We start from the raw sequence: 26,219 nt of genomic DNA on the forward strand, positions 1-26,219 counted from the left end.
CACAAGCATCGCACGACCGCACGCATTGGTTTGTCGGATAGTGCCATTGTTGTGGGTGGAAACGAGCAATGTGGAGTAGCAGAGACGCAGATATCCCAGGCACGCGCCTTCAAATTCTAAGCTTATCCGCAGCGTGGCGACGCGCGTGCAACGCAGCTCTAGACATCGGACCTCGTCAAAGGAAGTGGAAATGAAAGAATCTCACGCCGGCGCGCATGTAATGGAGGCGGAGCACCTGCCGAATAATCGGGCCGCCAGCAGTGCGCTGGAGCAGGGCCCGCCGCAATTCGTGAAGTGGCGGCGCGTGGAACGCAAGCTCGCTGCGGTTAGCCCGCGAGAGGCGGTTGCATCGTGATCCCGATCGCAATGCCGCTCCTCGCCGACGAAGAAGCTGGTGCCGCGCGCGCAGCCGTCCTATCGGGCTGGGTGTCGCAAGGTCCGCAAGTCGCCGCCTTCGAGCAAGAATTCGCGACCCTGGTCGGCGCACCCTTCGCATGCGCTGTATCAAATTGTACCACAGCCCTGCAGCTCGCGCTGGCGGCGCTGGACATCGGCCCCGGTGACGAGGTGATCACACCGAGTCATTCTTTCATCGCAACGGCCAACTCGGTCCGGTTTCAAGGCGCAACACCCGTTTTTGTAGACATCGATCCGTTAACCTACAACATCGATCCCACCCGGCTGGTGGAAGCGATAACTCCGCGAACGCGCGCGATCATCGCCGTCCACCAAATGGGCATGCCTTGCGATCTTGCAGCACTTACCGAGATAACTGACCGCCACGGCATTGTCCTGATCGAGGATGCGGCGTGTGCTGCCGGCAGTAAAATCCGCATGAACGGGCAATGGGAGTCGATTGGAAAACCGCGTGGCCGCATCGGCTGCTTTTCCTTTCATCCTCGGAAAGTGATCACAACCGGAGAAGGCGGAATGCTGACCACCGCCGATCCGGAGCTTGATGGCAAATTCAGACTGTTGCGCCAACATGGCATGAGCGTCCCTGACACGGTGCGGCATGGTTCGCCTCTAGTAATCTTCGAGGATTATCTGGTCGTCGGGTACAATTTCCGCATGACCGACATACAAGCCGCGATCGGTCGCAAACAGCTCGAACGCCTTCCGCAACTGGTGGCGCGCCGCCGCGCCATCGCTGCCAGGTACACCGAGCTACTGTCGAATTTCGAGGGGCTGCGCGTACCGGAGGAGCCCGAGTGGGCCAGGTCCAATTGGCAAAGCTATTGCGTGCGTCTGCCTGACCACCTTGACCAGCGCACCGTGATGCAAGGCCTGCTCGATAAGGGAATCGCGACACGACGGGGGATCATGTGCTCGCACCGCGAACCCGCTTACGCCAATGGGAAGCCGCGCCATGATCTCCGTCAATCCGAACTCGCGCAGGATCGATCGATACTGCTGCCGATTTACGCGCAAATGAGCCAGGAGGATATCAATCAAGTCATCGGTGCCCTGCTGCAGCATATCCGAATAGCTTGATAGTCAGGATAACGGGAATGGCGAAGGTCGATATTGTTGTCCCCTGTTACAATTATGGGCGCTTCCTTGAGGCTTGCGTGTCGAGCATTCTCAGCCAATCCATTTCGGATTTGCGCGTACTTATCATCGACGACTGCTCCTCGGACAATTCGGTGTCAGTCGCAAGGGAATTGGAGCAAAGCGACCCGAGGGTGACGGTGAGAGCGCATTCGCGCAATCATGGTCACATCAATACGTTCAACGAAGGAATCGCGTGGGCATCATCCGAATACTTCTTGCTCTTGTCCGCTGATGATCTGCTGGTTTCCGGAGCCCTCCAGCGGGCAACGGAGATCATGGACGCAAACTCCGACGTTGTTCTTACATATGGAGAATGCATCCTCTGGTTTGACGATTTGCCGTTTCCTGCGTTACCCGCGAGCGAGACTCATTCTTGGACACGGCAAGATCTGATAAAGGAGATGTGCACCACGGCCAGAAATGACGTTCCCTCAGCGACCGCAATCGTGCGGACACGGACACAGAAGGCGATCGGCGGATACCTCACATCGCTCCCTCACGCCGGCGATATGGAAATGTGGTTACGTTTTGCCGCGCACGGCACAGTTGCGCAGATCGATGCGGTGCAGGGAATTTATCGGAAGCATTCGTCGGCGATGTCCAACGCCTACTTCGCCAAGAGGATACTGGATTATCGGCAGTGCCTGCTCGCATTCGAGAGCTTCTTTGACGATTGCGAGGATCGCGTTCCGAATTCGCGAGGTTTACGCGCCCAGGCGCGCTATGGACTGGCTCATCAGGTGTTTCGCAGCGGGATCGGATTGCTGCGACGTGGTCGCCTCAGGGACGGCCTTTGCTACATACGCGAAGCGATGACCATGGATCGCCGGTTGCGATACTTTCCTCCAATTTGGCGAGTACTGAAGATTCCAGGCAAAGAGGGTCGTCAATGGGCATTGTCCGCTATCAGAAGAGCGCCACGCAGGCTGCTGGAGTGACGAATACATCCCGGCGCGCGGGGTCGACAACAATCATTTCGTTTCCTTATGGAATCAAAACAGATGCGATGTCCAATCGTCCTCGCTTGTGACCGGCGCTATGCTATGCCACTTGCAACGACCCTGCGGTCAATTGTGGAGACGGATAGACGCGGCGAACCGTTCGAGTTTCACGTGCTTGTCGACGGCGTTTCCGAGCGCATTCGAAAGAGAATATTCGACTCTCTCCCGCGCGGTTCTGCGTCGATCCGATGGATCGAAGTAGACCTGGAGATGTTTCGAGAGTTCTCGACCATCAGGTATATCTCAAAAGTCACCTACGCCCGCTTCCTTATCCCCCGTATCTTTCCGGATACCGTCTCGAGAGTGTTGTATCTCGACTCCGATCTCCTCGCTCTTGATGACTTGCAGGCGCTCTGCGCAACAGATCTCGGGGGAAATGTTCTGGGCGCGGTCCTGGATGGCCTCGATTCTCAGCTCAAAAATCAAACCGTCCGTGGAGCGGTACCCCGCGTGCGAGATTACTTTAACGCCGGTGTACTTCTAATAGACCTCCACAAGTGGCGAGAGGCGAAGATCTCCGAGACAGCGTTAGACTATCTCAAGCGCTATCCTGAATCGCCATACTCGGATCAAGACGCATTGAATGTTGCGTGCGATGGCCTTTGGAAAAGGCTCACTTCCCGATGGAACTATCTAGCTTACAACACGGACCTCGACGTCTCTGAATTGGCAGGCGAGTGCAAACCCAGCATCGTTCACTTCACGACCTGGAATAAACCTTGGAGACCTGGCGTACCCAACGCGAATGCCGCATTGTACGACTCATTCCGAGGCCGCACGCGCTTCGCGCGTAGCTCCATGGATAAAATGGAGAGCACGCTCCGTATCGGCTGGTCGCGCATAAAAAGGTTCAGGGAGGCGAGACGAGGCAAATCAACTCGGTCGGGCGCGATGGTTGATCGCCAGCTTGATCAGACGAGCTCAAATAGTCGAACAGCGTCTCCGCTCCCAAATCGCGAGAGTCGGCCAATGCCCAAGTGAGCACTGCCGTCCGGGCGGGATTCAAGTCGCTGTTCTCTCGAAGCCGTGTCCGGCCTCAACTCGCCGCGAGCGAAGGTTCGAGGTTGCAAAGCCTGGTCGACTTGATCAGAGAGACCCGGAGGCCGGATGGCAAGCCGGCGAAGAGGCTTCGTCGGAAGATGCCTTGCTCCGGGCGATCGCGTGAACGATGACAGTGGCGGCGAGCCGGCTATTCACATTGTGGATCGGCCCATCCATTTCTATTTTTGGAACCCCATGCGCCTGGCTCTGCCCGCCAGACGAGTTAGCAGGCTACCCGCGCCGTGCGATGTTGGCGTCTCCACGTTTAGCGAACGATCCTGCCCCTTTTCGACAAGAGTCAGACAGTCCAAGTCGCGGGCCTCGTCCCAATCTATCGTAACCTGCTCGAGGACACGCAATCCGGATCTAGCGGCCGCATGCGCGAACAGATTCTTGCTCATGAAATTGCGCCAATGAGGATTACTTCTGTAATCCGAACCGGGATATTTGTCCAAATTCGAGTGATGAAACAGTGCCCGGCCGCCGTGTCTCAGAATACGCCAAGTATCCTGGAGGTAGGAAGAAACGGCGTCATACTCAAAATGCACCATTGCATCAAAACAGAATATCGCGGAGACGGAGCCATGCGGGACGGGACGAAAATCGTAGCCGCTAATGGTATGCACGCTCACCCCTGAAACGTCCGAAAATCTTCTCCTACAATGCAGCACGTTCTCCTCGACGACGTCGAGCAGAACGAGCGATTGAGGCGCAGCCTGATCGCGTTTCATGTTCAACAAGCGAGCGGAATGCCGGCCGTGCCCGCACGCGAGTTCCACGGTCTGTGCCGTATCCAGTTTATCGAACAGGCGTCGGAATTCCGTCCCGGGCTTCCAAAACGGATCGGTCCAGGCATCGGACTCCGCTTTGTCGTAATAATTTGTGCTCTTCCAATCGCGCGCGATCTCTAACGTTCGCGAAGAAACTGTGACCATCACGCCATCTCCATATTTAATCCCAAGCACGGCTATTTTAACGTCATTTAGTCTAGCATGAAGTAAACGAGATATTAATCCCCGTCATGCTGAATATTGTACTGCGCCGGCCTGCAGCGCTATCGGGCGGATTCGCGCTGGAATCGATGGAAATCAGGTGTGAACGAACCCGGGCCAGCGGACGTCGATCGATCTTGGAGATAATCGCCGTGCTTGGACAAAATCTATTTTATTTCGCAGATTAATGTGATTAAATAACCCAATGTCGAGATTACAAAGGGCAGCCGGGTCTAGGGATACCAGTTTCCGGGCGAAACAACCGAGAGATCATGCCAAAGGTCGATCATGCGAGTGCGCGCGCGAGGGAGCGCGCAATTTGTCTCGAGACGGGAGTCCGTGGTCCGCAACTCGCTTTGCGCCCTGCCGCAATGTCAATCAGTGTCTCCGGCTCAAGGGCGGGACCCCTGGTTGGATATGCCGGCCTGTCGAAACCAAGACAACAACATCCTCTCATGATCAGGAGCTCTTCATGGCGTCCCAAGCACATTCGCCCAAAGCTGAAGGGATGGCTGAACAGCCCCTCGTTACTGTTGTGATGTGCGTTTACAATGCAGGAGAATATTTGCGGCCTTCGCTGCTGAGCGTAATTAATCAGACCTACAGGAAGCTGGAGATCCTTGTTGTCGACGATGGCAGCACGGACGGCTGCTTCGACACAATTCGGGATCTGCTGACCGACGAGCGCATTCGCGTGATCCATCAGGCGAATTCAGGCAAGCCTGTGGCTATCAATCGGGCGCTCGATCAGATCCGCGGCGATTACTACGCAATTCAAGACGCGGATGACATCAGTTATCCTACCAGAATCGAGAGGCAACTTCGTGCGCTGCTAAGCAGGCCGCATTTGGCTGCCGTATTCTGCGGTAACGAGCTTATCATTAATGGGACATTTATGGCCCCCGTGTTTTCACCGAAGAGCGAAGACCACTGCCGATCTGAGAATAGAGCTTTTCGAATGCCTGCTCTGGATCCCACTGGAATGTTTCGAATGTCTTTGGTCGGCCATGTGCGGTTCGAGCCTTCGTTGCAGGTTGCCGAGACCTACGATTACATATTGAGAATTGGCGAAGAGCATCCAATGATTGTGTTGGGCGAGTGTCTTTATGCCTACCGCATTCTTCCCAATTCGCTTACTCGACGTGCGCCAACGCGGCGAAAGGAGTTCGAGGGTGAGGCCTTCAGGAGAGCGTGCGAGCGGCGAGGTCTGCGGTTCGAGCAACAGGGTGATAATAGAAGCCCAAGGTCCCGTAACAGCTTGCTGGACAACAATATCGCTGCCCATTTCATCAACAGCGTACTGGATTTACGTCGGTCAGACCGTCGATTATTAGCCCTTAAGACGGCTTGCCAATGTGCTCGTCTGCATCCTGCCGATCGGTACTATTACAAGGCGCTTGCCTACGCGCTGATGCCACCCAGCGTGACGAGTCGGCTACGTCGCGACTTCCTGGCGATTCCCCTGGAGACGACGAAATGAAGTGCTTGTTCAGGATGGAATAGTTGACTTGCCGCGGCGTCTCGATTTGGAGCGCTGCTTCTTGTTGGCGGAATGTCTTGGGAATTCGAGGTATTCGCATTGAACCGTAAGAGCTTGGAATTCGACCCGGGTTTTCAACTTGCCTATCTGCAGGATCGGCAGCAGAGATTCGTTAGGCGGGCGGCAGAAGGTTCGCCTTCAAATTCAGAACTATACCTCAAACTATTATTGGTCACGATCTTTCTGCCCGAGGGTCTGTCATTCTTTATCGGGGACTTTCGCCTCACCGTCGCTCGAGTTCTGATTTTCGTTATGTCCATTGCTGCGATCTCGCGACTTTCCCAGCGAAGTAGGGGAACTGTAGTCTGCGTCCCCTCGGATATCGTGGCTCCGCTTGCGGCCATTTGGATGATGTTGGCCGCCACCGTTATGGATGGTCTCACGGGTCTTAAAGGAGCTGGGATAGAGGCAATTTCGTTTACCGGTGCATATCTGAGTTTCCGCTATCTTCTCGGTCCGGGTGACAGCACTGTGCGTGTCGCACGCTTCTCCTGCAAGCTCATTCTTGTCGTTATCGGTGTCGCGCTTCTTGATCCTCTGACCGACAGGCCGTTCACCTACGACTTCATCAAAGGCATTACTGGTTATGTGAAGCCTAGCTATGAGGACGCTTTGGCGTTGAGGTCCGAAACGTTCTTTAGGAACGGGGGCATTCGCGCCATGGGTCCAATGGAGCATTCGATATTGTTCGGGGCCGTCTGCGTTTGGTTCGGGACCTTGGCCTTCACGACGTTCAGGACTCGGGTATTCGGCTGGGCTGTTGCGGGCATCGCGCTCGTCGGTGTGTTGGTTTCTCAGGCGCGGAGTCCATTGCTGGCCTATGTAATCGGATTTGCTCTGGCGATTCTCTATGCAGCAACGCCTCGCTACACAAAGCGATGGAAGCTGGTTGGGCTGGCTGTTACCGTTCTGCTCGTTGTTGTTTTCACTTTCTCGGGCAAGCCTGTCGTAACACTCGTGCGCCTTGGCGGCGTGGGTGCCGAGGCGGCCTGGTACCGTCAGGCGATCTGGGAGGCGGGAGGACCTGTCGTACTCGCTTCGCCGATCTTCGGGATTGGTCTGAACGGCGACTGGAATTGGCAGTCTCACGGCGCGCTTGTGAGTGCGAGCGTGGATGCCTTTTGGCTTGGCGCCGCAATGAACTATGGAATTCCAGGAAGCGCGCTAATCCTTTTTACACTTGTGAGCTCATGCTGGCTTGGTGCGATCGATAGATCGCCTCATCTCACGGCTGAAGAGGGACGGTTGTCGGTGGCACTGGGAATTGTCATCGCAACTGTCGTTTTTGTGGGATTCATAGTTCACTTTTGGGGAATCTGTTTCATCCTTATCGCTGTCTTTGCCGGAATGCGGGCAAACCTCGCGGAAATCGCGGTACTGCGCGAGAGAGCCGCGAGAGCGGCGGAGGCTTGATTCAATTGGCGGAAGCGAGTTTTGCTGCGAGGCCGTGGCTCGCACGCCAGGGAAAGTTCGAGCCAAGGATAGAGGTCATGGCCATCCATGAAATTCGAACTCCGACTTTTGACGCTGGGGTTCAGATCCCGCGAGTTATTCATCAAGTATATTTCTCGAAGAATCCGTTACCGGTCAGCTTGGCAAACAATATACGAGCCATCAAAGCGATGAACCCCGGCTGGGAGCACCGACTGTACGACGATCGAGCGATCGATAGCTTCATCGTCGAGCATTATGGCCCAGAAATCGCGAACCTGTTTCACAAGATCAATCCGCAGTATGGAGCGGCGCAGGCTGATCTCTTTCGCTATCTAATGATGTATAAGTGCGGCGGCGTCTATCTCGATATCAAAAGCACAACTGTCGAGCCGCTCGACGGAGTCATCCGATCGGACGACAGGTTCATTCTGTCGCTTTGGCGGAATAGCCCTGGAGAGCCGCACGCAGGCTGGGGCGTGCACAAAGAGTTTGGCGCCGACAGGAAACGCGAATTGCAACAGTGGCATATCATTGCCGCGGCGGGTCATCCGTTTTTGAAGGCAGTGATTGAGCGCGTTCTGATGAATATTCAGAGTTACCGATCGTGGGTGCATGGCGTCGGAAACAAGGGCGTCTGGAGAACAACGGGTCCCATAGCGTATACGCTGGCTATCGAGCCGCTGATGAGTAGGAACAGTTACCGCATGGTCGCAAACGAGACGGAGCTGTCACTGCAGTTCAACATATATAGCGATCATTCTAATCTTTTTGGCAGGTATTACGGGTCGCTCTCGGACCCCATAGTTTCTATGGACGGATGGCTTTCCACTCCAGCGCATCATATCTATTCTCAGGTACGCAATGTATACCGCCACTTTAAGTCCCCTGGCGTACCCCTGCGCCCCGCTCCGTAGCCTCCACCAAGCCATATGGGCGCTTTGAGCCCCGTACCAATCCCTACTGGAGGGGGCAGTGGCAGGATTACGAACGCAGATCTTGCGCCCGGGACAATGGGTCACGTTTGCAGGCGAAGTCCCCAATTCGGAGCTTCGAGCGGTCTTTCTGCGGCGGTACGTCAGGTTATGATCCGAATTAAATGTATTGCATTACAAAAATAATATTCGGATAGTATAAAGGGCCGCCGACACGGCGGGGCTGCGACACAGCGCCGAGTCCTGAAGAGTCCGATCGGATGGAGCAGTACGGCCTTATTGTCGAATTGCAGGTATGATCGTAGGTTTTGCCATTCTGAGGACATCGAGACTCGTCTTGAGGCGCTGTTGTCTGCGATGCCCGCGCCCGATGGGCCTCTTCGATCCGGGCTGGAATAAGATCGGATTTTTAGAATGCTTTATCCTCGCGCGGAATCGTTTCGGGATCTCTCAGCAGGGGTCGTCGAGTTTTCGATGTCTCTCAGCTTCGCCTGCGGGGCGAGGAGGGAAGAATGTGCCGGGAGGGCCATCATTCAATTAGCGCGAAAGATTGCGGAACGCGTCTCCCCGAAAGGTGCTATGCTCCTTTTACGGTTGTGTGCGCCGTGTACGGGAACAACATGAGGCAGTGCCACCTTTCCGGCAGCCACACGGTGCGGCGGATCGGCTTCGCCACTATCGGCGACGCAAGCGAAGTCAGGTTCTGGTCCGGCACTCCCTTTCATATGGCGGAATCGCTCGCAGCCGAAGGTCATGAGGTGATCCAAATCGGTCCCCTGAGCGCACCGATCCTGCCTCTTTACAAGACGTATTCCAAGGTTCGCCGGGCCTTTCGCGGGCGGGGCCTCTCTCCATTCCATGCGGGACCTGTCGTTGCACAATATGCCGCGGACGCTGCACGCAAAATCCGCGCTGCCTCGCCCGATTTCGTGTTCGCGCCCGCCGGCTCCACTTTCGCCTGGGGAGTGCCCAAGGGCATTCCGCTCGTCTATGTGTCTGACGCGACCTTTCGGCTGGTCGACAATTACCATCCGAACTATCGGAATTTGACGCGCAACGCCCGGGAGGTAGCTGAACGCCTGGAACGCGATACAATCGCACGCGCGGATCTTGTCCTCTACCCGTCGGAATGGGCGGCCGAATCTGCTGTTAGAGATTACGGCGCCAACCGCACGCGGGTGCATGTCATTCCCTGGGGCGCCAACCTCAAGGAAGCACCCAAGCGTGAGTCTGTACTGGGGCGCCGCAAGCCGGGTCCGTGCCGGCTCCTCTTTATCGGTGCCAATTGGGAAGAGAAGGGCGCGGACATCGCGATCGGGACTCTCGCCGAACTAAAGGGCAGGGGCCTGGAGGCGGAGCTCGTGATCTGCGGATGCACTTCGCCCAAGCCTATCAACCAGGATGGCCTGACGATCATCCCTTACCTCAACAAGAATGATCGCGAACAGCGCGACCGCCTCGATCACCTCTATCGCGACGCGGATTTCTTTCTGTTGCCGACCCGGGCAGATTGCTACGGAATCGTGTTTTGCGAAGCGGCAGCCCACGGCGTACCGAGCATCGCGCCTGCCACCGGTGGTGTCTCCTGTGCTATCCGCGACGGAGAGACCGGCATCTTGTTGCCGCCAGATGCGAAGGCGGCGGACTATGCGCGCATCATCTTCGAGACCTTTGCGGATCAGGATGGGCTGGCCCGCCTGAGACAATCGAGCCGCGATGCCTTCGAGGTCCGATTGAATTGGCAGGCTTGGGCCCAACGCGTCTCAAATCTGATACAAACTCTATGATTGTCCTGAACTACCACGAGCTGGTGGAAGCCTCGCCTTCAAATGCGTGGTCCCTGACGCATGACGCGTTCGAGGCGCATCTCTCGCTTTGCTCGAATGGGCTCGTCTCGCCTCAGAGTTTTCTGAGGCATTGCCCCGATCCGAAGGTGAGCCGCACCAGTGGGGTCCTCTTAACCTTCGACGATGGATTTCTTTCTGACTACACGCATGTCTATGCTCGTTACATGACGACCGGTCGGATTCCAGGTTTCATGTCTTTTATCCCGGTAGACCTGGTAGGCTCGCCCGGACGTATGAGCTGGGGCATGATCGAGGAGCTCGGCAGGGGTGGCGTTGCGATCGGCTCACATGGCATGGCCCACGTCGATTTGACGACTGTCTCGGATGCAAACCTCGACCGCGAGCTTAGGGTGTCGAAGTCGATGCTTGAGGATCGCCTCGGGCAAGAGGTTACTCTTTTCGCTTTTCCATACGGGCGCTTCTCCCGACGCGTCTGGCAGGCGGCGCTAAGGGCGGGCTACACACACCTCTTTACAATCCAGCTTGGGCATCATCGCGGATTCGAGCCCTTCCTCTATTCCCGCCTTTGCCTGACGAACAATATGGATGCGAAGTACATGCGCCAGCATTTGCTTAATCCGGATGCGATGCGCGGCTTTGGCTGGCGGATCAGTACGAAGCTTGGGCTCTATCGTCTCCTGATGTGCTGGCGATATCGATAACTTCTCCGGGGCGGGTCTGTCGGAAGTCGTATTCGAAGCTGCGCAAGCGTTTACCTCGGCAATGGTCGCTCTTCATCGTCGAAGGCAAATGAGAGGGTGTCTGGGCTATGTCGGCCGCTAGCGTCAACCTTGCTGTCATCATCGTGTCCTACCGCAATGTCGCCGACGTCGATCGCTGCTTGAAGTCGCTCGCTCGTTCGGATTGGGATCAGTTCGAGGTCTTCATTTGCGAAAACGGCGGGGAAGCAGCCTACCAAAAACTGCTGGCTGCGCTCGTGGGACCGGATCGAACGTTGCAACGAATTTCGGATGCATCGGCTACTCTTGACCAGCCACAGAATAGACTGGCCGAAGTGGTCAGATGCCGATTTCAGGATCGCACGAATACCGTCCGAGTTGGGCTCGCAATCGATAACCTCGGTTACGGAGGTGGCGTCAACGCGTGGCTCGAGCCGTTGCTTGGCGTACCCGGCTGGGGTTCAGTGCTTGTCCTGAATCCCGATACCGAAGTGGATAGCCGTGGTCTGTCTGAATTGATTGCCAAGTCTACTGAGGGGTTCGGCATGGTGGGCGGAAGCCTGGTCTTCCACAACACCCCCGACAAGATCATTAACTACGGACTGTGTTGGTCTCGAACGACAGGCCGTGTTGTTGCCCTAGGAAGGAATGCGCCAATTGGCAGTGAACCCTCTCACGAAGACCTCGGCCGGATCGATGCGGTAAGCGGAGCGTGCGTTCTTGCAACGCGAGCATTCGTAGAAGACGTCGGTCTCATGGCCGAGGACTATTTCCTCTATATGGAAGATCTGGATTGGGGACGGCGGCGGGGAAAGCACCGCATCGGCTTCGCGAGCAAAGCCATCATTCGTCATATTGGAGGAACGACCATCGGCTCGGCCGTTGCTCCCGAGAAGCGCTCGCATCTCTCGATCTATTTGTCCGCCCGCAATGGCATTGTCTATGCCCGGCGCTTTGCGGGATCGCGCTGGATCTGCCATTTCGGGGTCGGACTGTTGCTCGCAGTACGATACATGCTCAAAGGCTCCTTGTCGGCCGGAAGAGTCGCGTTCGCAGGTTTGCTCGACGGCGCCAAAGGCAAGACAGGGCGGCCGGATGCCGCGCCCGGACTGCAACAGCTCGATTGATCTGCGACCATCCCCATCAGCACCTCAGCCGCGGATTTGAACGCGCTGTTGTGCGGAGGAATCCGTCGGCATGGAGATTGTCGTTCCGCTTCAGCGGCAATTGACCTGAATAAGCAATGCCGTGTTGCTCTTAATTGTCCGCGGGCGAAGTGATCGTGACCCATCTTGTCCAAGCGATGAGCCGTCGGCGGAGGTATTTGGCGGGATGTAATATCGAAAGTGAATATTTAATTGGTTTTTCTTCGTAGAGGCGCGGGCCGACGCTTTTGGCGCGCTGTCAGCCGGCGATGACGGCGATTTTCGTATCACTCATACGTCGGTATATGTTCGTTCGTTCTCTTGGGCCTTTTTCAATGCGATGCACGAGTGCTTGATCAAACTGAGGAATTATCGTCTTATTTAAATTTGCGCGATGCGACTTTGGCTGAGGTAACTCAGAAATTACCTTGGGTGGGCCGTCGTGTCGTCGCAAAAAAGCCTCCCCCCGTCGAGAAGAGGAACACAACGGCGCTGCGCCAGCAGGGCTGCGCTTAGGTTACCGTCGCTCGGCAAATCGAAATGGGCGCGGGCCAGGGGTAATCAAATCTAATCTAATAGGAGAAAACTAGATGGCGACCATTCCTCTGAGCTGGGATGATCCGATGTTCAGTAGCGTTACGAACTCGACTGGGGGCGCGATTCCCGATGGCGGGACGCTTTCGAACGCAAGCATTGCCGATTTCAGCGGCGACGCGGTCGTGGGAGGCTTTGGCTCGTTCAACCTCGATCACATCCGTATCGACGCGCGCGAAGGTGTGCGCATCGCGGGAAGCGGCGATATTACCATCAGCAACTCCTATATCGAAACGACGGGCGAAGCCGGCGATCACGCCGATGGCATTCAGGCCTACGCTCCCGGAGGCACTGGAAATGTGACCGTCAAGAACACGACGATTGTCGGCCACGCCAATGGCAATGACACCGCTGGGATGTTCGTCGCAGACGAATACAGCGGGACATTCACGTACGACAACGTGGTGTTTGAAGGTGGTCAGTTTGGTTTGCGCATCGCTGCCGATACGAGCGATATCTACGTCTCCCTGAAGGATGTGTATTTCGTGGGAACGACCTATCTCTTTCAGGAGGTCAATGCACCCATCCACATCACCCAGTGGGAAAACGTACGCTCCGCAACGATCGTGAATGGTCAACTCGTTCCGGGTGATCTCATCCCGCCGCCTTGGCCGGTTGAAGGGGGAAGCACGCCGACGCCACCGAGCACGCCGGATGCACCCACTATCGCCTCGTTCTCAGACGACAGCGGCGTCGCTGGTGATAAGATCACTAACGACAATACGCTCGAACTCAAGGGCGCTGCTGCTGCTGGTAGCACCGTTACGATCTTCGATGGTTCGACCAAGCTCGGCACCACGACTGCAAGTTCGACTGGCAGCTGGGACTACATCACGAAGGTCCTGACTGACGCCAAGCATACGCTCACCGCAACGGCGACCAACGCGTCGGGTGAAGCCAGCCCGGCCTCTTCTGCACTGCCCGTCACCGTCGATACCAAGGCGCCGACTGTGCCGACCATTGGCAGCCATATGGTGGACAGCGCCAATCAGATGGTGATGTCCGGCAACGCCGAAGCGAGCAGCGTGGTGAAGGTGTTCGACGGCACGACCCAGATCGGTAGCGCGACTGCCAACAGCGGCGGCGCATGGACCTATACCACCGCTTCCCTCGCGGCTGGCTCGCACAGCCTCACCGCGAAGGCAATGGATGCGGCTGGCAACACCGGTGTGGCATCGACCGCGGTCACGGCGAGCATCGAAACTGGCACCTCGGCGCCGTCCACGCCGACGTCGCCAACTTCCGGTCAGCAAATCGAGTCGGCTGGTGCGACGACGCTCGTTGAGAACGGCGGCAAATATTACCTCAACGGCAGCGGCGGATCGGGCCCCTCGCTGAAGTACCACGGTGTGGATTTCGTGGACGGTTCAGATGGCACCTGGGCGCCGATCGCTGCGGAGAAGACCGCGACGGGCTATGAGGTCGTCTGGAAGGAGGGCGGTGGTTATTACACGGCCTGGAACACCGACAACAATGGCAACTACGTTTCCCATGTCAGCAGCCTGACCGGCTCCACGTCCGGCGGCTGGGTGTCGGGTTCGAACGCCGGCCTTAAGTCGCTTGAGACGACCTTCCATCAGGATCTCAACGGTGACGGTCAAATCGGTACTTCCATTGCAACCACACCGACGTCGCCGACGCCCAGTAAGGTTGTTGAGTCCGCCGGTGCGACAACTCTAGCTGAGAGCAGCGGCAAATATTACCTCAACGGAAGTAGCGGATCTGGCCCCTCGCTGAAGAGCCACGGTGTGGATTTCGTAGACGGGTCGGATGGCACTTGGGCACCGATTGCTGCGGAGAAGACGGCGAGCGGCTATCAGGTCGTCTGGAAGGAGGGCTCCGGACTCTATACGGCCTGGAATACCGACGACAACGGCAACTACGTTTCCCATGTCAGCAGCCTGACCGGCTCCTCGTCGGGCGGCTGGGTGTCGGGTTCGAACGTCGGCCTCAAGTCGCTTGAGACAACCTTCCATCAGGATCTCAACGGTGACGGGCAGATCGGTGCAACCACCACAGCTTCGTCGTCAACCTTATCCGCTACCAGTCAGACCGTGGCTACTTCGGGCAGTACGTTAGTCGCCTCAACAGGCAACACGACACTGAAGGGCACTTCTGGCGACGACACCTTTGTTGGCAGCAGCCAGGCCGACACTTTCGTATTTGGCGCGAACTTCGGTCACGACGTCATCAAGGACTTCGTTGCCCGCGGTCCTGCTCACGACACGATCGAGTTCAGCAAGACTGTGTTCGACAGTTTCGCGAGCGTTCTCTCCCACGCGGCCCAATCGGGCGGCGACGTCGTCCTCGCGACGGGGAGCGACACGCTCACGCTGAAGAACACCAAGCTGGATGCGTTGACCAGCCACGACTTCCACTTCGCGTAGGGGACGGGGTAACCACACAAGTAGTACTCAACAACTGCCTTGGGGATCTCTTGGGGGATCTTCCGACAAAGGCATGGTTCAAGGGCGGCAGCCATGATTGACTTTGGACGGCGGGGGGTACTCCCCCCGCCCGCGCATCTCTATCGAATTTCACTTCTGCACATATCAGGGCTCTGGGCGGCCGGACGGCAGTGGGCGGAAGACGCTCAATTGCTGACGCCGCGGCTGATCGGATGGGTAAAAGACTCGGTCGAAGCCCTGCGGCAACGGATATTCGCTGGCCGACCCGGCCCGGCGGAGCACTATGACGAGTCGCAGTCAGAGCTGTCGGCTTTCCTGCGGTCTTGCCGTCGGATTTTCTGGGCTCTAGCGACCTTCAGCGGGATGAGCAATCTACTCATGCTCACCGGCTCGTTCTTCATGCTGCAAGTCTATGACCGAGTGCTGCCCGGGCGCAGCATACCGACGCTGGTCGCCTTGATGGTTCTGGCGACGGTCCTTTACCTGTTTCAGGGTGGGCTTGACCTCGTCAGGAACAGGATCAGCGCTCGAGTCGGCCGATATTTCGATGAAAGGCTGAGCATCCGCATATTCGACGCGCTTGTTCGCCTGCCTCTCAAGACCAGGGCCGATGGCGATGGCTTGCAGCCGGTGCGGGATCTCGATCAGGTCCGCAGCTTCCTGTCGAGCGGAGGGCCGACGGCGCTCTTCGACTTGGCCTGGATGCCGATCTATCTCGGCGTCTGCTTCCTCTTCCACTTCTGGATTGGCGTCACTGCGCTCGCCGGCGCGATGGTGCTGGTCGGCATTACGATGCTCACGGAAGCTCGCACCCGAGGGCCGGCAAAGGCGTCCTCGCGTCTGGCCATCTCGAGAACTGCCCTTGCGCTCGAGGGGCGGCGAAATGCCGAAGTTCTGCAGGCCATGGGCATGCGGCAGCAGGCAGCCCTACGTTGGCGGGATGTCAACGCGAAGTATCTCGCCGCCCATGAGCGGGCGAGCGATGTCGCCAACGGACTCGGTGGTGCCTCCAAGATTTTTCGTGCGATCCTGCAATCGCTGGTTCTTGCCGTCGGCGCCGTTCTCGTCATCAACCAGGAATCGACCGCAGGCATCATCATTGCCGGATCGATCCTCACCGCGCGGGCATTAGCGCCGGTCGAATTGGCCATTGCGAACTGGAAGGGATTCGTCGCCGCGCGTCAATCGGGGCAACGGCTCGATCACTTGCTGAAGCTTCTGCCTCACGAGGAAGAGCGGTTGGCATTGCCTGCGCCCGTTGAAACCCTTACCGCCGAGAACCTCTATATCGGTGCCCCGAACTCCGAGAGGCCCACCCTCAGCGAAGTATCGTTCCAGCTGCGGAGCGGGCAGGCGGTCGGAATCATCGGTCCGAGCGGATCCGGCAAGTCGACGCTGGCGCGTGCGCTGGTAGGGGTATGGCCGTGCATTCGCGGCAGGATCCGGCTCGACAAAGCCGCGCTCGATCACTGGTCGTCAGATGCCCTCGGCAAGCACATCGGCTATCTGCCCCAGGACGTCGAATTATTCGACGGCAGCATCGCAATGAACATCGCACGGTTCGACCCGCAGGCAACCGCCGCCGCTGTTCTGGAAGCCTCGCATGCGGCGGGCGCGCACAACCTCATCCTCTCCCTGCCGGACGGCTACAGCACGAAGATCGGCGAGGGAGGGTTGGCGCTCTCGGCGGGGCAGCGGCAGCGGATCGGGCTCGCGCGCGCCTTTTACGGCCAGCCCTTCCTGGTCGTACTTGATGAGCCCTCTTCCAATCTCGACGCGGAGGGGGAGGAGGCCTTGACCGAGGCGATCCTGAATGTACGCCGTCGGGGCGGAATTGTCGCGATTGTCGCGCATCGTCCGAAGGCGCTAGAAGGCGTGGACCACGTCTTGTGCCTTGGGGAAGGCAGGGTTCAGTCCTTCGGCAAGAGAGAAGAAGTTCTAAGGAAAGTGTTGCGAAATCCAGTCCCGCTCAAGGTCGTCGGGGAAGCTCACGGAGGCGGCCAATGAACAGTCAGGTAGCGATAGCGCCGGCCTTACAATCCATCCAGCGTTACATAATCGTCGGTATGATCCTGTTCGCTTTGGTGACCTTTGGGGTCGGCGGTTGGGCGACAACGACCCAATTGTCGGGCGCGGTGATCGCCCAAGGCGTGGTCGTGGTGGATTCGAGCGTCAAGAAGGTTCAGCACTCCACTGGTGGGATCGTGGGAGAGTTGCGCGTGCGGGAGGGCGCGCGGGTTAATGCAGGGGATATCTTGATCCGCCTCGACGAGACGCAGACGCTCGCGAATGCCACCATCGTCACGAACAGCCTCGATGAGCTGTTCGCGCGGCAGGCTCGTCTGGAGGCCGAGCGCGATGGCGCCGAGCAGGCTGTCTTTCCCAAGGTGCTGCTCGACCGGGCCAAGGAGAGCAACTCGGAGGCGAGCCGTGCGATTACTGCGGAGCGAAAGCTGTTCGAGCTGCGTCGTCAGGCGCGGAGCGGCCAAAAAGCGCAGTTGCAGGAGAAAAGCGCGCAGCTGGAAAACGAGATCAAAGGCCTCACGGGGCAGACCGAGGCCAAGCAGAAGGAAGTCGAATTTATCCGGCAGGAGCTGGAGGGCGTGCGCAGTCTCTGGCAAAAAAATCTGGTGCCGATCACGCGGCTCAATTCCCTCGAGCGGGATTCCGCTCGCCTCGAAGGCGAGCGCAGCCAGCTGGCAGGAATGATTGCGCAGTCGAAGGGCAAGATTGCCGAAATCGGACTCCAGATCATTCAGATCGACCAGGACCTGCGGACGGAAGTGGGCAAGGATCTGATCGAAACGCGATCGAAGCTCTCCGAGCTGAGCGAGCGCAAGACCGCGGCGGTCGATCAATTGAATCGGATCGATATCAGGGCACCGCAAACCGGTCGCGTCCACGAGCTGAGCGTCCACACGGTCGGAGGTGTGATCTCTCCCGGCGAGCAGATCATGCTGATCGTGCCCGATGCGGACTCGCTTGCGGTCGAGGTCAAGATCGCACCGCGCGATATCGACCAGGTCTATATGGGGCAGACCGCGACAATGCGCTTCGCGGCGTTCAACCAGAAGACCACGCCCGAAATCGACGGAGAGGTCAGCATGGTCTCGGCAGACATTACACAGGATCAGCGTGCCGGCACCAGTTACTACACGGGCCGTGTCCTGCTGAAGCCGGAAGAGCTGGCGAAACTCGGGTCGGCCAAGCTGTTGCCCGGCATGCCGGTCGAGGTCTTCATCAAGACGGCAGGTCGGACCGCGCTATCCTACCTGCTCAAGCCGCTGCACGATCAGGCGGAGCGCGCATTCAAGGAGCGGTGAACCCTTGCTGGACGCGTAATGACACAGCCCCGAGTGCACCGGCACTCGGGGCCTGTATATCAACGAGCACCGAGCTCGCGATCAAGGAGCTATTCGACAAATGACAGCGCAGCCCATCATACTCTCACACGCCCCGGTCATTCGTGTTTATGATGATGTCCTAGAACAACAGGTGTTGGCGAACGTTCAAGATTATCTGCAAAATACATCGTGGAAATTTGGAGCAGTATCATTCAAGGCACCCGGCAGTTATCGCTATTGGTACAGGCATTTTGCCGGGGGATACGACGAAGCCGATACGTCAGACTGTTCAGATGCGTTGTTGAAGGAAGCTCCGGTCATCTGGAAAATGTGGAGCCTCTTGAAGCAGTCGATCTTCAAAGATCACACCCTGATGAGGTGCTATGCAAACGGCTATCCATACGGATGCGAAGGTTCGGCTCATTTGGATTCAGTCGATCCCAACGACTACACGGCAGTCTTCTATTCTAATCCGACTTGGGATCCGAATTGGGCTGGTGAGACCGTCTTCCTGACCCAACAGCCACCGCCAGACATCGTCGCAGCAGTATTGCCACGCCCAAATCGGTTAGTGCTTTTCCAGGGGGATGTTCCGCACGCAGCAAGAGGAATCTCAAGAGTTTGTCCATTGCTGCGGATAACATTGATGTTCAAGACGAAAAAGAAATTCAACTGAATAAGGGCGAGGCCGGGTTTGCGAACGGTGCTTTGAGCTGAGCGATCGGCGAGAAGTACCTGCTCGCAGCAGATGGCGTGCCGCTCGTCGGGTTGCATCCTCCGAAGCCTATCGTCGTGCCGCGGCCGTACGTCAAGATTGGGCCGCGCGACGTCGATCAGATCCATGCGGGGCAGACCGCGACGCTGCGATGGCCGGCGTTCTATTAGAAGGCCACCCCCGAAATCGACGCGAAGCGGCTTGGTCTCCGCGGACATGATCTGGAGCAGCGTGTCGACACCAGCTACTAGATCGCTCGCGTCATCCTAAAGCCGAAGTAGCTGGTGAGACTCGGGTCGGCCAGGCGTTTGTCTGGCGTGCCGGTCGAGGTCTTCATCAAGGCGCAACATCGCGCAGCGCTGTCCTACCTTCTCAAGCCCCCGCAGGATAAGGCAGGGCCGGCGCTCAAGGAACACCGAGCCTTTGCCAGGCGAGGAATGACGCAGGCCCCGCGCGCATCAGCCGCCCGAGGCCTGCGCATCAACGAGCATCGAGTTGACCATCAACTCCTGCAATGCGTCTGGAGCAGGAGGGCGTGGCTCAAGCGGGATAAGGGCGCCAGGAACGAGCCATAAGGGTACGCAGCTTTCGCCCGTCCGTCAGGCCTGATCGGGCGCTTCCAAGCAGCCGCCAGAGATTGGCTGGGGTGAGTCTACCAATTCCGATCCACGCCTTCGGCAGCGACAACCCATGCGCGCGCACGGACCGAGTGCGGCGAAGGCTTGCTCTGCTGGCCGGCGAACCTGCGAGCCGCTCGGGGGTGCAACTTCCTCAGCACATCCATTCGCTTGCGGTGCAATCTTAATTGTCGGGCAGGAGGGCCTGTTCCGGGTGGAATTTGCTGCGCGGTCGCATTTAATTCAACAATTAAATTATCCGGATCGTTTGATGCCTTAATTTCAATGGCCACGCCGAGTGATCCCGGGCAGCTGTAAAAGCGCCCGAACGGAGGCGAAATCAGCCCGAAGTGCTCCAGCAAAGAACATTAATTTGGATGCCGAGGAGTCGGAGTCCAATTGTGATTTATATTTAATTGACATTTAAATTAATTAAAATAAAATCAAGGAAGAAATATCGCCGCGTTGCTGACGTTCTCGGCCCGCCGGCATACCCCAGCCTCAGTTTGGCGTTTGCGAGGGGATCGACAGATGTATCGGACCGCCGGCTCAGTCGCTGCCGCCCTCGCTATCATGATCGGAGGAAGTCAATGGGCGGGTGCAGGGCGCATGGCCCTGCCGGCCACGTTGCGGGCGGGGCATCAGCACATCGAGCTGGGAAGCCCGATACTCCCGCCCATGGCGTACACGGTGTTCTGCCTGCGCTACGAGGCGGAATGTCTCCAGCGGCGCTCGTTTCGCGGTGGGCTGATCCGGCTGACCGAAGACCGCTGGGCGGCGCTGCAGGAGGTCAATCGCGCGGTCAACCTCGCCATCGTGCCGGCACGCAACGAACGCGGCCTTGCCGGAGAGGAATGGGTCATCAATCCTGATCGCGGCGACTGCAATGACTACGCGGTAAGCAAGCGTCACGAGTTGCTTCGGCGCGGCTGGCCTGCGCGAGTCCTGCTATTGAGCGAAGTCATCGTCAGTTCCGGAGAGCACCACCTGGTGCTTCTCGTGCGCACGCGGGGGGGCGATTTCGTCCTCGACAATCTCGCGCCGCAGATCAAGCCGTGGTCGCAGATGCCCTATCGCTGGGTTCGCGTACAGAACCGCGACAATCACCGCCTGTGGGCGGCAATTAGTCGGCGATGAGGCATGATCAGCTGGTTGGCTGAGAGCTTGCGCGCCGTTCCTGGCCTGGTCGGGCAAAGCCCTTCAGGCTCGCACGCTCGATCTTGCCAAGTCGGAGAATAATATCATGGCGATTTTATTTGAAGCAAATTTAAATATGGGTATATAATCAAAGCCGGACTTCCCATTGAGAAAGACCGAAATGGCGACTTCCCCGGCGCTCGAAGTTGGTGGTTATGAGAGGGCGGCGTCAAGCAGTTTCAGGCTGGCCCGTTTTTCCATATTTCTCGACCTCGTCAACTCGATTCCGGTGACGGGTCGTTCTCTGCGGATTCTCGATGTAGGCGGAGTTGAGGCTTACTGGAAGGATAAGAGAAAGCTTATACGCAGGCCTGTCGAGATAACCCTGGTCAACTTGGACGATGCGCAACCTGCAGCCCAGCCGGGATTCACATTCCTGCACGGGAATGCCTGTCACATGCCCGAATTCGCCGACAACAGCTTCGACGTGATCCACTCGAATTCGGTGATCGAACATGTCGGCCAGTGGTCGGACATGATGGCAATGGCGAAGGAGATTCGCAGGATCGCCCCAAACTATTTCGTGCAGACGCCCTATTTTTGGTTTCCGATCGAGCCACACGCGAGAACACCGCTCCTGCATTGGCTTCCCGAGTCCCTTAAATTCCGCTTGGTCATGGCCCGCAAGTTGGGGCCCTATTGGTCCAAAGCCGCAACCGTCGATGACGCGATGAGGACCGTTCAATCTTCGACCTTGCTCGACAGGCGGATGTTTTCTGCGCTTTTTCCGGACGCGGGCATCATCCCGGAAAGATATCTCGGAATGACCAAGTCGCTTATGGCAGTTCGGAAAAATCCCGGAATCACGCCAGTTGGACGCTGATCGAAGCAGCACCTGACCCATGTGAGCAGGGTAGGCCGATGTGCGCCGCCCTGGCTTTCCGCATCATTCACTCGTGGCGCTGTCAAGGGCGTCGGATGGGGCTCACGACAACAAGCTGGCCGTTCTGAATGACGCAGTCATTCACGTTCGTCCACTCGTCGATGATGAATTCGGTGACGAAAAACTTGCGGAAGCGGAACGGTCCGACAAAGCAAACATTTTTCATTCGCAAATGTGCGTTGGTGTAACCATCGGCGTGAAGACGCAGACCAAAAGGTCCGCCCTGGAACATAACGTTTTCTAGATCAACCAAATCGGGCTTCCAGCTGTCGGCTACGAATATGCCGGCGGTCGCTGAGGTGTTGTGCGCGACAATGGACGTATTTCGCACAGTGATCGTTCCGTGATTGCCGGGGCCATAGGTCTGGATCACATCGGCATGGTCATCGTCTTGTCCTGTCGCCTCGAGATAAGAGTCCGAGATTACGATGTTGCCTTTAATCGCCCTGATACATTCGCGGGATTGGATTCGGAGCCTCGTTAATGTGCAGCTGCCCCAGCATCCAACCGTGTTATCACCGACTTCGTAATAAATATAGCTTCGATCTGCGAGCGATCCTCCATCCGGTACGCCATTGTCCAGACGGCTGTAGGAAATAGCACTGGTAAATCGCGCATCGTTAAAGGAAAGCGGCGGTCCACTCAAAGTCAAAGGTTTCGATGACGGAGCGGGTGCAGGAGCAGGTGCGGCGGCGGGTCTGTCTTTGCCGCTAGAACCATCTACGCCGCTATCGTAAGCGAGACGCCACGGGATATAACCGTTTGCGCTCGTCGGACTAGCGAGCTTATCGTCCATCTGCCGCCAAGCATCGACGCGATGCCTAGGCGTGGACTTCGGCGGTAGCGATAACGTTGAAGATTCAAATGAGTTCTGCTCTTGAGCCGCCAGGGTCGGCGACGTTGCTCCAATCCCCAAACTCAAAGAGATCGACGCGATAGACGTCAATATTGTTGCAGATCTCATCAATCCCCCTAAACGGCCTCGATCTTCCGAGGCGTCCATATGCATGCCATTTCACGCGGCACGGTCGATCGCTATCCCCGAAACGGTCGCAGTTCGACGCATCCTGTGGCGCGCGCCAGTCAGGATCCCACGGCGAGTCCCAGAGCGGGTGCGGCTGAGGGGTCCACCCAACGTCGGATTGTGCCATCAAATATGTCGGCTCCGTAGAGCCACCCGTCGGGCCCCTTCTGCAGGTCGACGATGCCTTGTGCGTTGTTGTCCACCAACTGAACGCTGGCGATCTGCCGGTTTGCGTTCAAGGTCGCAGCGAAGATCGTTCCATTGTAGACATCGTCGAAAAACATGGTGTTCCGGTTGAAGAAATCTCCCGCGGTTATCACGTGAAAATTGTCCGGGGCACCGTGGCTCTCGGCCAGGATGGGAAATACTGCAGGCGGGTCCGACGTATTGTTGCGGTTGCCATTGTTGTAGAAGGTGATTGCCTGGGCGAGGTCCTGATAGCTGGCGGTCCTGTTCGGGCCCTCGAGATAGGGCCATCCGAAATTCGACCCGGCCGGGCCAGTATTGATCTCTTCCCAGCTGTCCCAACCTACATCTCCGAGCACGGGCAGATTGGTGACCGGATCGAAGCTGAAGCGATAAGCGTTGCGGACGCCGTAGTAGAAGACTTTCGACTGATTGCTGTTTGGATCGCTAACTTGGTAGAATGGATTGCCGGGTGCTCCCTCACCTGTGGTCGGATCGATCCGCAACAGCTTGCCGGAGAGATTGTGGATGTCTTGGACCCGTACCGCGCGAGGGTCTGCGAAATTGTATGACGTGCCGTCGCCGACGGTGAGATAGAGATAGCCGTCAGGCCCGAAATGAACGGCACCGATGGAATGCGAGTCGCCGTCCGTTGCCAGATAATCGCGAATGTTTTGGTTCTGGATCCCGGCGTGGTTTGGATCGTTGTCCTGCGTTCCGGTCTCTATCTGGCTGGCGGGGGCCGTTATGGTGGCGCCGTTGACGATACCTGATGGAGGAATGCTGGGATCGCCGTTGCTGTCCGTGTCCGGCTGGCTCGTATACGCCCAAATGCTATTCTTGCCGACGAGTACGAACTCGCTCGCCGGATTGGCAACCATGGTGTTAGGGTCGACGGTCACCCTGACCAGACGCGAAGGCCGATTCCCGGCCTGATCGGGTCCTGCGAGTCCCGTCTGGCCCGTCGTCTCGGGCGGATCGTAGGTGTAGAGCAGGTAGACATAGGGGCTGCCTGCGAAGAAATTTGGGTTCACCGCGATGCCTAGAAGTCCGCGATCGCTGACGTCATTTACCTCGCTCGAAAGGTCGATAAGCGGCGTAGATCGCAGAGTGCCGTTGTCCACCACGCGCACGATGCCGTCCTTCTGCGCGACGAGCATGTAGCGGCCGTCGGGAGTCCAATCGATCGCCGTTGGTTCGTTCAGCCCCGTCACGGCCGTCTGGCCCACCAAATTGCCGAGGTCGGGGTTGTCATTATCCAGGATCTTTACTGTCGTCATCCCCTGTGCGCCGAGAGTGGCGCCAGTCGGGTTACTCAAGGTGACGGTGAAGGTCTCGTCGCTCTCCGGTGTCGTATCGTTGATGATTGGGACAGTGATGGTCTGGGTCACCTGGCCAGCGGCGAACGCCACCGTGCCGGACGAGGCCGTGTAGTCCAATCCCGAGACCGCGCTGCCGTTACTTGTTGTGAAGCCGACCGTGGCAGCTTGAGAGGCACTGCCGCTGCGCAATAGCGTGATCGTCGCTGTCGGTGTGCCCTCGGCAACGCTCACGGCGGCGTCCGCCATTGCGATGGACGCGGGTGAGTCGTCGTCGATGATGGAGACGAGTACAGTGCGCGGAGCTCCAAGGGAGCCGGAACTGGGATTCTGAAGCCCGACAGCGAACGTCTCGGTACCCTCGGTGAGCTGATCGTTCACGATTGGGATAGTAAAGCTCTTGGTGCTCTCCCCGGATCCGAAGACGATCTGACCGGTGTTCGACCGACCATTGAACGTCGGCTGCATGTAGTCCAGGCCCGCCGTAGCGGTGCCGCCGGTGCCGATTTCGTTCGTCGTGTACTCCACGGTGGTTTGCGACTGAAGGTCGCCAGAGCGTACGACGGTGATGGTGGCCGTGCCCGCCGATTCACTGACATAGACGGTGGAACTGTTAAGGAGTGAGATGACGTTGGGTTGGGCAAACACGACGTCGCGGAAGTAGTTTGTGTTCTGATAGATGGCGGTCGGGAAAATGCCTTTTGTCAAGTCGTAGACGCCGGCGCCGGCCGCAGCGTTCAGGCCACCATTGCTGATGCCGGAGGCGAAGCCTTGGGTCGTGGAGACGTAGTAGCTGTTGATATTGACGGAGACCACGTAGGTCGTACCGGCCGCGATGGTGAGCGGGGTGGCGAGCGCCTGCTGCTGCCAGCCCGATGCGCCTTCGCTGGTGAAGGTGACCGTCGCCAGCTCCTGGCCCGTTGCCGACCAGATGTGGCCGATATGGGTGCCGGTCTCGTTCGAGGCCTTGTAGTACCGGATCGCCTGGATTACGCCGGACGTGTCGCTGGTGAAGCGCATCCCCAGCTCGTAATCCGCTCCTGACCCATCGGTGGCATTGGGGATGGACGGTGCCTGGGTGGTGAACAGAGTGGTGCCCGAACTCGCAGCAGCAACCGTCGCCGTCGCCGCGCTGGTCACGTTCTCGCTGGTGCCGAGCAGGTCGGTGTAGGTGGTGTTTACCCGGATCCGCTTGCCGACCAGGTTGCTGTCGAGAGTGAGGCTCGAGGTCGTGGCGGCGAGATTCGTCCAGGTGGTGCCGTCGGCGCTGCTCTGCCAGCGATAGGCGATGCTCGCCGGGACGCCGTCAGGATCCGTGACGCTGGCCGTCAGCGTCTGGTTCTGGGTCGCCGTGCCGCTGATTGCGACGGCACCGACGTCGTTGACGTTCGCCACTGTCGTGGCGGTCGCGGAGCTCACCGGGGTCTCGCTGCTGCCCAGCAGGTCCGTGTAGAAAGCCGTGGCGCGTATGAAGTTGCCGACCTGGGCCTGCCCCAGCGTCAGCGTTTTCGCGGTCGCGCCAGTGATGTTGGTCCAGGTGCTGCCGTTCGCGCTCTGTTGCCACTGATAGGAGATGGTACCGGGCACTCCGTCCGTATCGCTCACCGTTGCGGTCAACGTCTGGTTCTGCGTCGGCGTCCCGCTGACGCTCACCGCGCCGGGCTGATTGCTGGGATTTGACGAGCCCGCGGCAAACACGACGTCGCGGAAGTAGTTTGTGTTCTGATAGATGGCGGTCGGGAAAATGCCTTTTGTCAAGTCGTAGA

The 26,219-nt window shown here is 58.0% G+C and carries 19 protein-coding genes; 16 read left to right on the top strand and 3 right to left on the bottom strand.

The window, feature by feature from the left end; translation table 11 throughout:
• Nucleotides 1-190: 190 nt before the first annotated feature.
• The 4 genes from AC0L27_RS12550 to AC0L27_RS12565 all read left to right on the top strand — a co-directional run bounded on the left by AC0L27_RS12550 (nt 191) and on the right by AC0L27_RS12565 (nt 3,536).
• Complete coding sequence (locus tag AC0L27_RS12550; RefSeq protein ID WP_473319254.1) at nt 191-355, top strand: hypothetical protein; 165 nt, start codon at nt 191-193, stop codon at nt 353-355.
• Nucleotides 352-1,494, top strand: a complete 1,143-nt coding sequence (locus tag AC0L27_RS12555; RefSeq protein WP_473319256.1) for a DegT/DnrJ/EryC1/StrS family aminotransferase — start codon at nt 352-354, stop codon at nt 1,492-1,494. The genes AC0L27_RS12550 and AC0L27_RS12555 overlap by 4 nt, the downstream gene beginning before the upstream one ends.
• 17 nt (nt 1,495-1,511) lie before the next feature.
• Nucleotides 1,512-2,492 carry a glycosyltransferase family 2 protein gene (locus AC0L27_RS12560; protein WP_473319258.1) on the top strand — a complete coding sequence of 327 codons (981 nt, stop codon included), beginning with the start codon at nt 1,512-1,514 and terminating at the stop codon, nt 2,490-2,492.
• A 63-nt stretch (nt 2,493-2,555) separates the two neighbouring features.
• The gene (locus tag AC0L27_RS12565; protein ID WP_473319294.1) at nt 2,556-3,536 is read left to right on the top strand and encodes a glycosyltransferase family 8 protein; all 981 of its coding nucleotides are present in this window, start codon (nt 2,556-2,558) and stop codon (nt 3,534-3,536) included.
• 239 nt (nt 3,537-3,775) lie between these two features.
• Here the strand turns inward: AC0L27_RS12565 and AC0L27_RS12570 are convergent, their stop codons facing one another.
• Complete coding sequence (locus AC0L27_RS12570; protein ID WP_473319260.1) at nt 3,776-4,531, bottom strand: class I SAM-dependent methyltransferase; 756 nt, start codon at nt 4,529-4,531, stop codon at nt 3,776-3,778.
• A 529-nt stretch (nt 4,532-5,060) separates the two neighbouring features.
• On the opposite strand from AC0L27_RS12570, the gene AC0L27_RS12575 reads away from it, so the two are divergent.
• The 12 genes from AC0L27_RS12575 to AC0L27_RS12630 all read left to right on the top strand — a co-directional run bounded on the left by AC0L27_RS12575 (nt 5,061) and on the right by AC0L27_RS12630 (nt 21,864).
• A complete protein-coding gene (locus AC0L27_RS12575; protein WP_473319262.1) occupies nt 5,061-6,068 on the top strand; it encodes a glycosyltransferase family 2 protein in 1,008 nt (335 codons plus the stop codon).
• A 99-nt stretch (nt 6,069-6,167) separates the two neighbouring features.
• Nucleotides 6,168-7,541, top strand: coding sequence for an O-antigen ligase family protein (locus AC0L27_RS12580; protein WP_473319264.1), 1,374 nt, complete (start codon nt 6,168-6,170; stop codon nt 7,539-7,541).
• A 77-nt stretch (nt 7,542-7,618) separates the two neighbouring features.
• Nucleotides 7,619-8,476 (top strand): glycosyltransferase family 32 protein, encoded by an 858-nt coding sequence (locus tag AC0L27_RS12585; protein WP_473319266.1) that lies wholly within the window; start codon nt 7,619-7,621, stop codon nt 8,474-8,476.
• A 638-nt stretch (nt 8,477-9,114) separates the two neighbouring features.
• A complete protein-coding gene (locus tag AC0L27_RS12590; protein WP_473319268.1) occupies nt 9,115-10,281 on the top strand; it encodes a glycosyltransferase family 4 protein in 1,167 nt (388 codons plus the stop codon).
• The gene (locus tag AC0L27_RS12595; RefSeq protein WP_473319270.1) at nt 10,278-11,003 is read left to right on the top strand and encodes a polysaccharide deacetylase family protein; all 726 of its coding nucleotides are present in this window, start codon (nt 10,278-10,280) and stop codon (nt 11,001-11,003) included. The genes AC0L27_RS12590 and AC0L27_RS12595 overlap by 4 nt, the downstream gene beginning before the upstream one ends.
• Before the next feature lie 107 nt (nt 11,004-11,110).
• Nucleotides 11,111-12,148: a glycosyltransferase family protein gene (locus AC0L27_RS12600; protein WP_473319272.1), complete on the top strand. Its 1,038-nt coding sequence runs from the start codon at nt 11,111-11,113 to the stop codon at nt 12,146-12,148.
• A 608-nt stretch (nt 12,149-12,756) separates the two neighbouring features.
• Nucleotides 12,757-15,147 (top strand): Ig-like domain-containing protein, encoded by a 2,391-nt coding sequence (locus AC0L27_RS12605; RefSeq protein ID WP_473319274.1) that lies wholly within the window; start codon nt 12,757-12,759, stop codon nt 15,145-15,147.
• A 93-nt stretch (nt 15,148-15,240) separates the two neighbouring features.
• Nucleotides 15,241-17,175 carry a type I secretion system permease/ATPase gene (locus AC0L27_RS12610; RefSeq protein WP_473319276.1) on the top strand — a complete coding sequence of 645 codons (1,935 nt, stop codon included), beginning with the start codon at nt 15,241-15,243 and terminating at the stop codon, nt 17,173-17,175.
• Complete coding sequence (locus AC0L27_RS12615; protein ID WP_473319297.1) at nt 17,172-18,491, top strand: HlyD family type I secretion periplasmic adaptor subunit; 1,320 nt, start codon at nt 17,172-17,174, stop codon at nt 18,489-18,491. Before AC0L27_RS12610 ends, AC0L27_RS12615 begins: the two co-directional genes overlap by 4 nt.
• 100 nt (nt 18,492-18,591) lie before the next feature.
• The gene (locus AC0L27_RS12620) at nt 18,592-19,188 is read left to right on the top strand and encodes a 2OG-Fe(II) oxygenase family protein (protein ID WP_473319278.1); all 597 of its coding nucleotides are present in this window, start codon (nt 18,592-18,594) and stop codon (nt 19,186-19,188) included.
• 1,265 nt (nt 19,189-20,453) lie between these two features.
• Nucleotides 20,454-20,981, top strand: a complete 528-nt coding sequence (locus AC0L27_RS12625; RefSeq protein ID WP_473319279.1) for a transglutaminase-like cysteine peptidase — start codon at nt 20,454-20,456, stop codon at nt 20,979-20,981.
• Between the two features lie 166 nt (nt 20,982-21,147).
• The gene (locus AC0L27_RS12630; RefSeq protein WP_473319281.1) at nt 21,148-21,864 is read left to right on the top strand and encodes a methyltransferase domain-containing protein; all 717 of its coding nucleotides are present in this window, start codon (nt 21,148-21,150) and stop codon (nt 21,862-21,864) included.
• Between the two features lie 82 nt (nt 21,865-21,946).
• On the opposite strand, the gene AC0L27_RS12635 is transcribed toward AC0L27_RS12630, so the two are convergent.
• Complete coding sequence (locus AC0L27_RS12635; RefSeq protein WP_473319282.1) at nt 21,947-22,933, bottom strand: hypothetical protein; 987 nt, start codon at nt 22,931-22,933, stop codon at nt 21,947-21,949.
• 74 nt (nt 22,934-23,007) lie between these two features.
• A partial coding sequence (locus AC0L27_RS12640; RefSeq protein ID WP_473319284.1) for a Calx-beta domain-containing protein occupies nt 23,008-26,219 on the bottom strand: 3,212 nt, incomplete at its 5' end.

The sequence above is a fragment of the Bradyrhizobium sp. Ken51 genome (assembly GCF_055807435.1).

What these genes read in the sequence shown, in the direction of transcription:
- AC0L27_RS12550 (WP_473319254.1), top strand. Translation starts at nt 191, where the DNA reads ATGAAAGAATCTCACGCCGGCGCGCATGTAATGGAGGCGGAGCACCTG.
- AC0L27_RS12560 (WP_473319258.1), top strand. Translation starts at nt 1,512, where the DNA reads ATGGCGAAGGTCGATATTGTTGTCCCCTGTTACAATTATGGGCGCTTC.
- AC0L27_RS12565 (WP_473319294.1), top strand. Translation starts at nt 2,556, where the DNA reads ATGCGATGTCCAATCGTCCTCGCTTGTGACCGGCGCTATGCTATGCCA.
- AC0L27_RS12570 (WP_473319260.1), bottom strand. Translation starts at nt 4,531, where the DNA reads ATGGTCACAGTTTCTTCGCGAACGTTAGAGATCGCGCGCGATTGGAAG.
- AC0L27_RS12575 (WP_473319262.1), top strand. Translation starts at nt 5,061, where the DNA reads ATGGCGTCCCAAGCACATTCGCCCAAAGCTGAAGGGATGGCTGAACAG.
- AC0L27_RS12585 (WP_473319266.1), top strand. Translation starts at nt 7,619, where the DNA reads ATGGCCATCCATGAAATTCGAACTCCGACTTTTGACGCTGGGGTTCAG.
- AC0L27_RS12590 (WP_473319268.1), top strand. Translation starts at nt 9,115, where the DNA reads ATGAGGCAGTGCCACCTTTCCGGCAGCCACACGGTGCGGCGGATCGGC.
- AC0L27_RS12595 (WP_473319270.1), top strand. Translation starts at nt 10,278, where the DNA reads ATGATTGTCCTGAACTACCACGAGCTGGTGGAAGCCTCGCCTTCAAAT.
- AC0L27_RS12600 (WP_473319272.1), top strand. Translation starts at nt 11,111, where the DNA reads ATGTCGGCCGCTAGCGTCAACCTTGCTGTCATCATCGTGTCCTACCGC.
- AC0L27_RS12605 (WP_473319274.1), top strand. Translation starts at nt 12,757, where the DNA reads ATGGCGACCATTCCTCTGAGCTGGGATGATCCGATGTTCAGTAGCGTT.
- AC0L27_RS12610 (WP_473319276.1), top strand. Translation starts at nt 15,241, where the DNA reads ATGATTGACTTTGGACGGCGGGGGGTACTCCCCCCGCCCGCGCATCTC.
- AC0L27_RS12615 (WP_473319297.1), top strand. Translation starts at nt 17,172, where the DNA reads ATGAACAGTCAGGTAGCGATAGCGCCGGCCTTACAATCCATCCAGCGT.
- AC0L27_RS12620 (WP_473319278.1), top strand. Translation starts at nt 18,592, where the DNA reads ATGACAGCGCAGCCCATCATACTCTCACACGCCCCGGTCATTCGTGTT.
- AC0L27_RS12625 (WP_473319279.1), top strand. Translation starts at nt 20,454, where the DNA reads ATGGCCCTGCCGGCCACGTTGCGGGCGGGGCATCAGCACATCGAGCTG.
- AC0L27_RS12635 (WP_473319282.1), bottom strand. Translation starts at nt 22,933, where the DNA reads ATGCATATGGACGCCTCGGAAGATCGAGGCCGTTTAGGGGGATTGATG.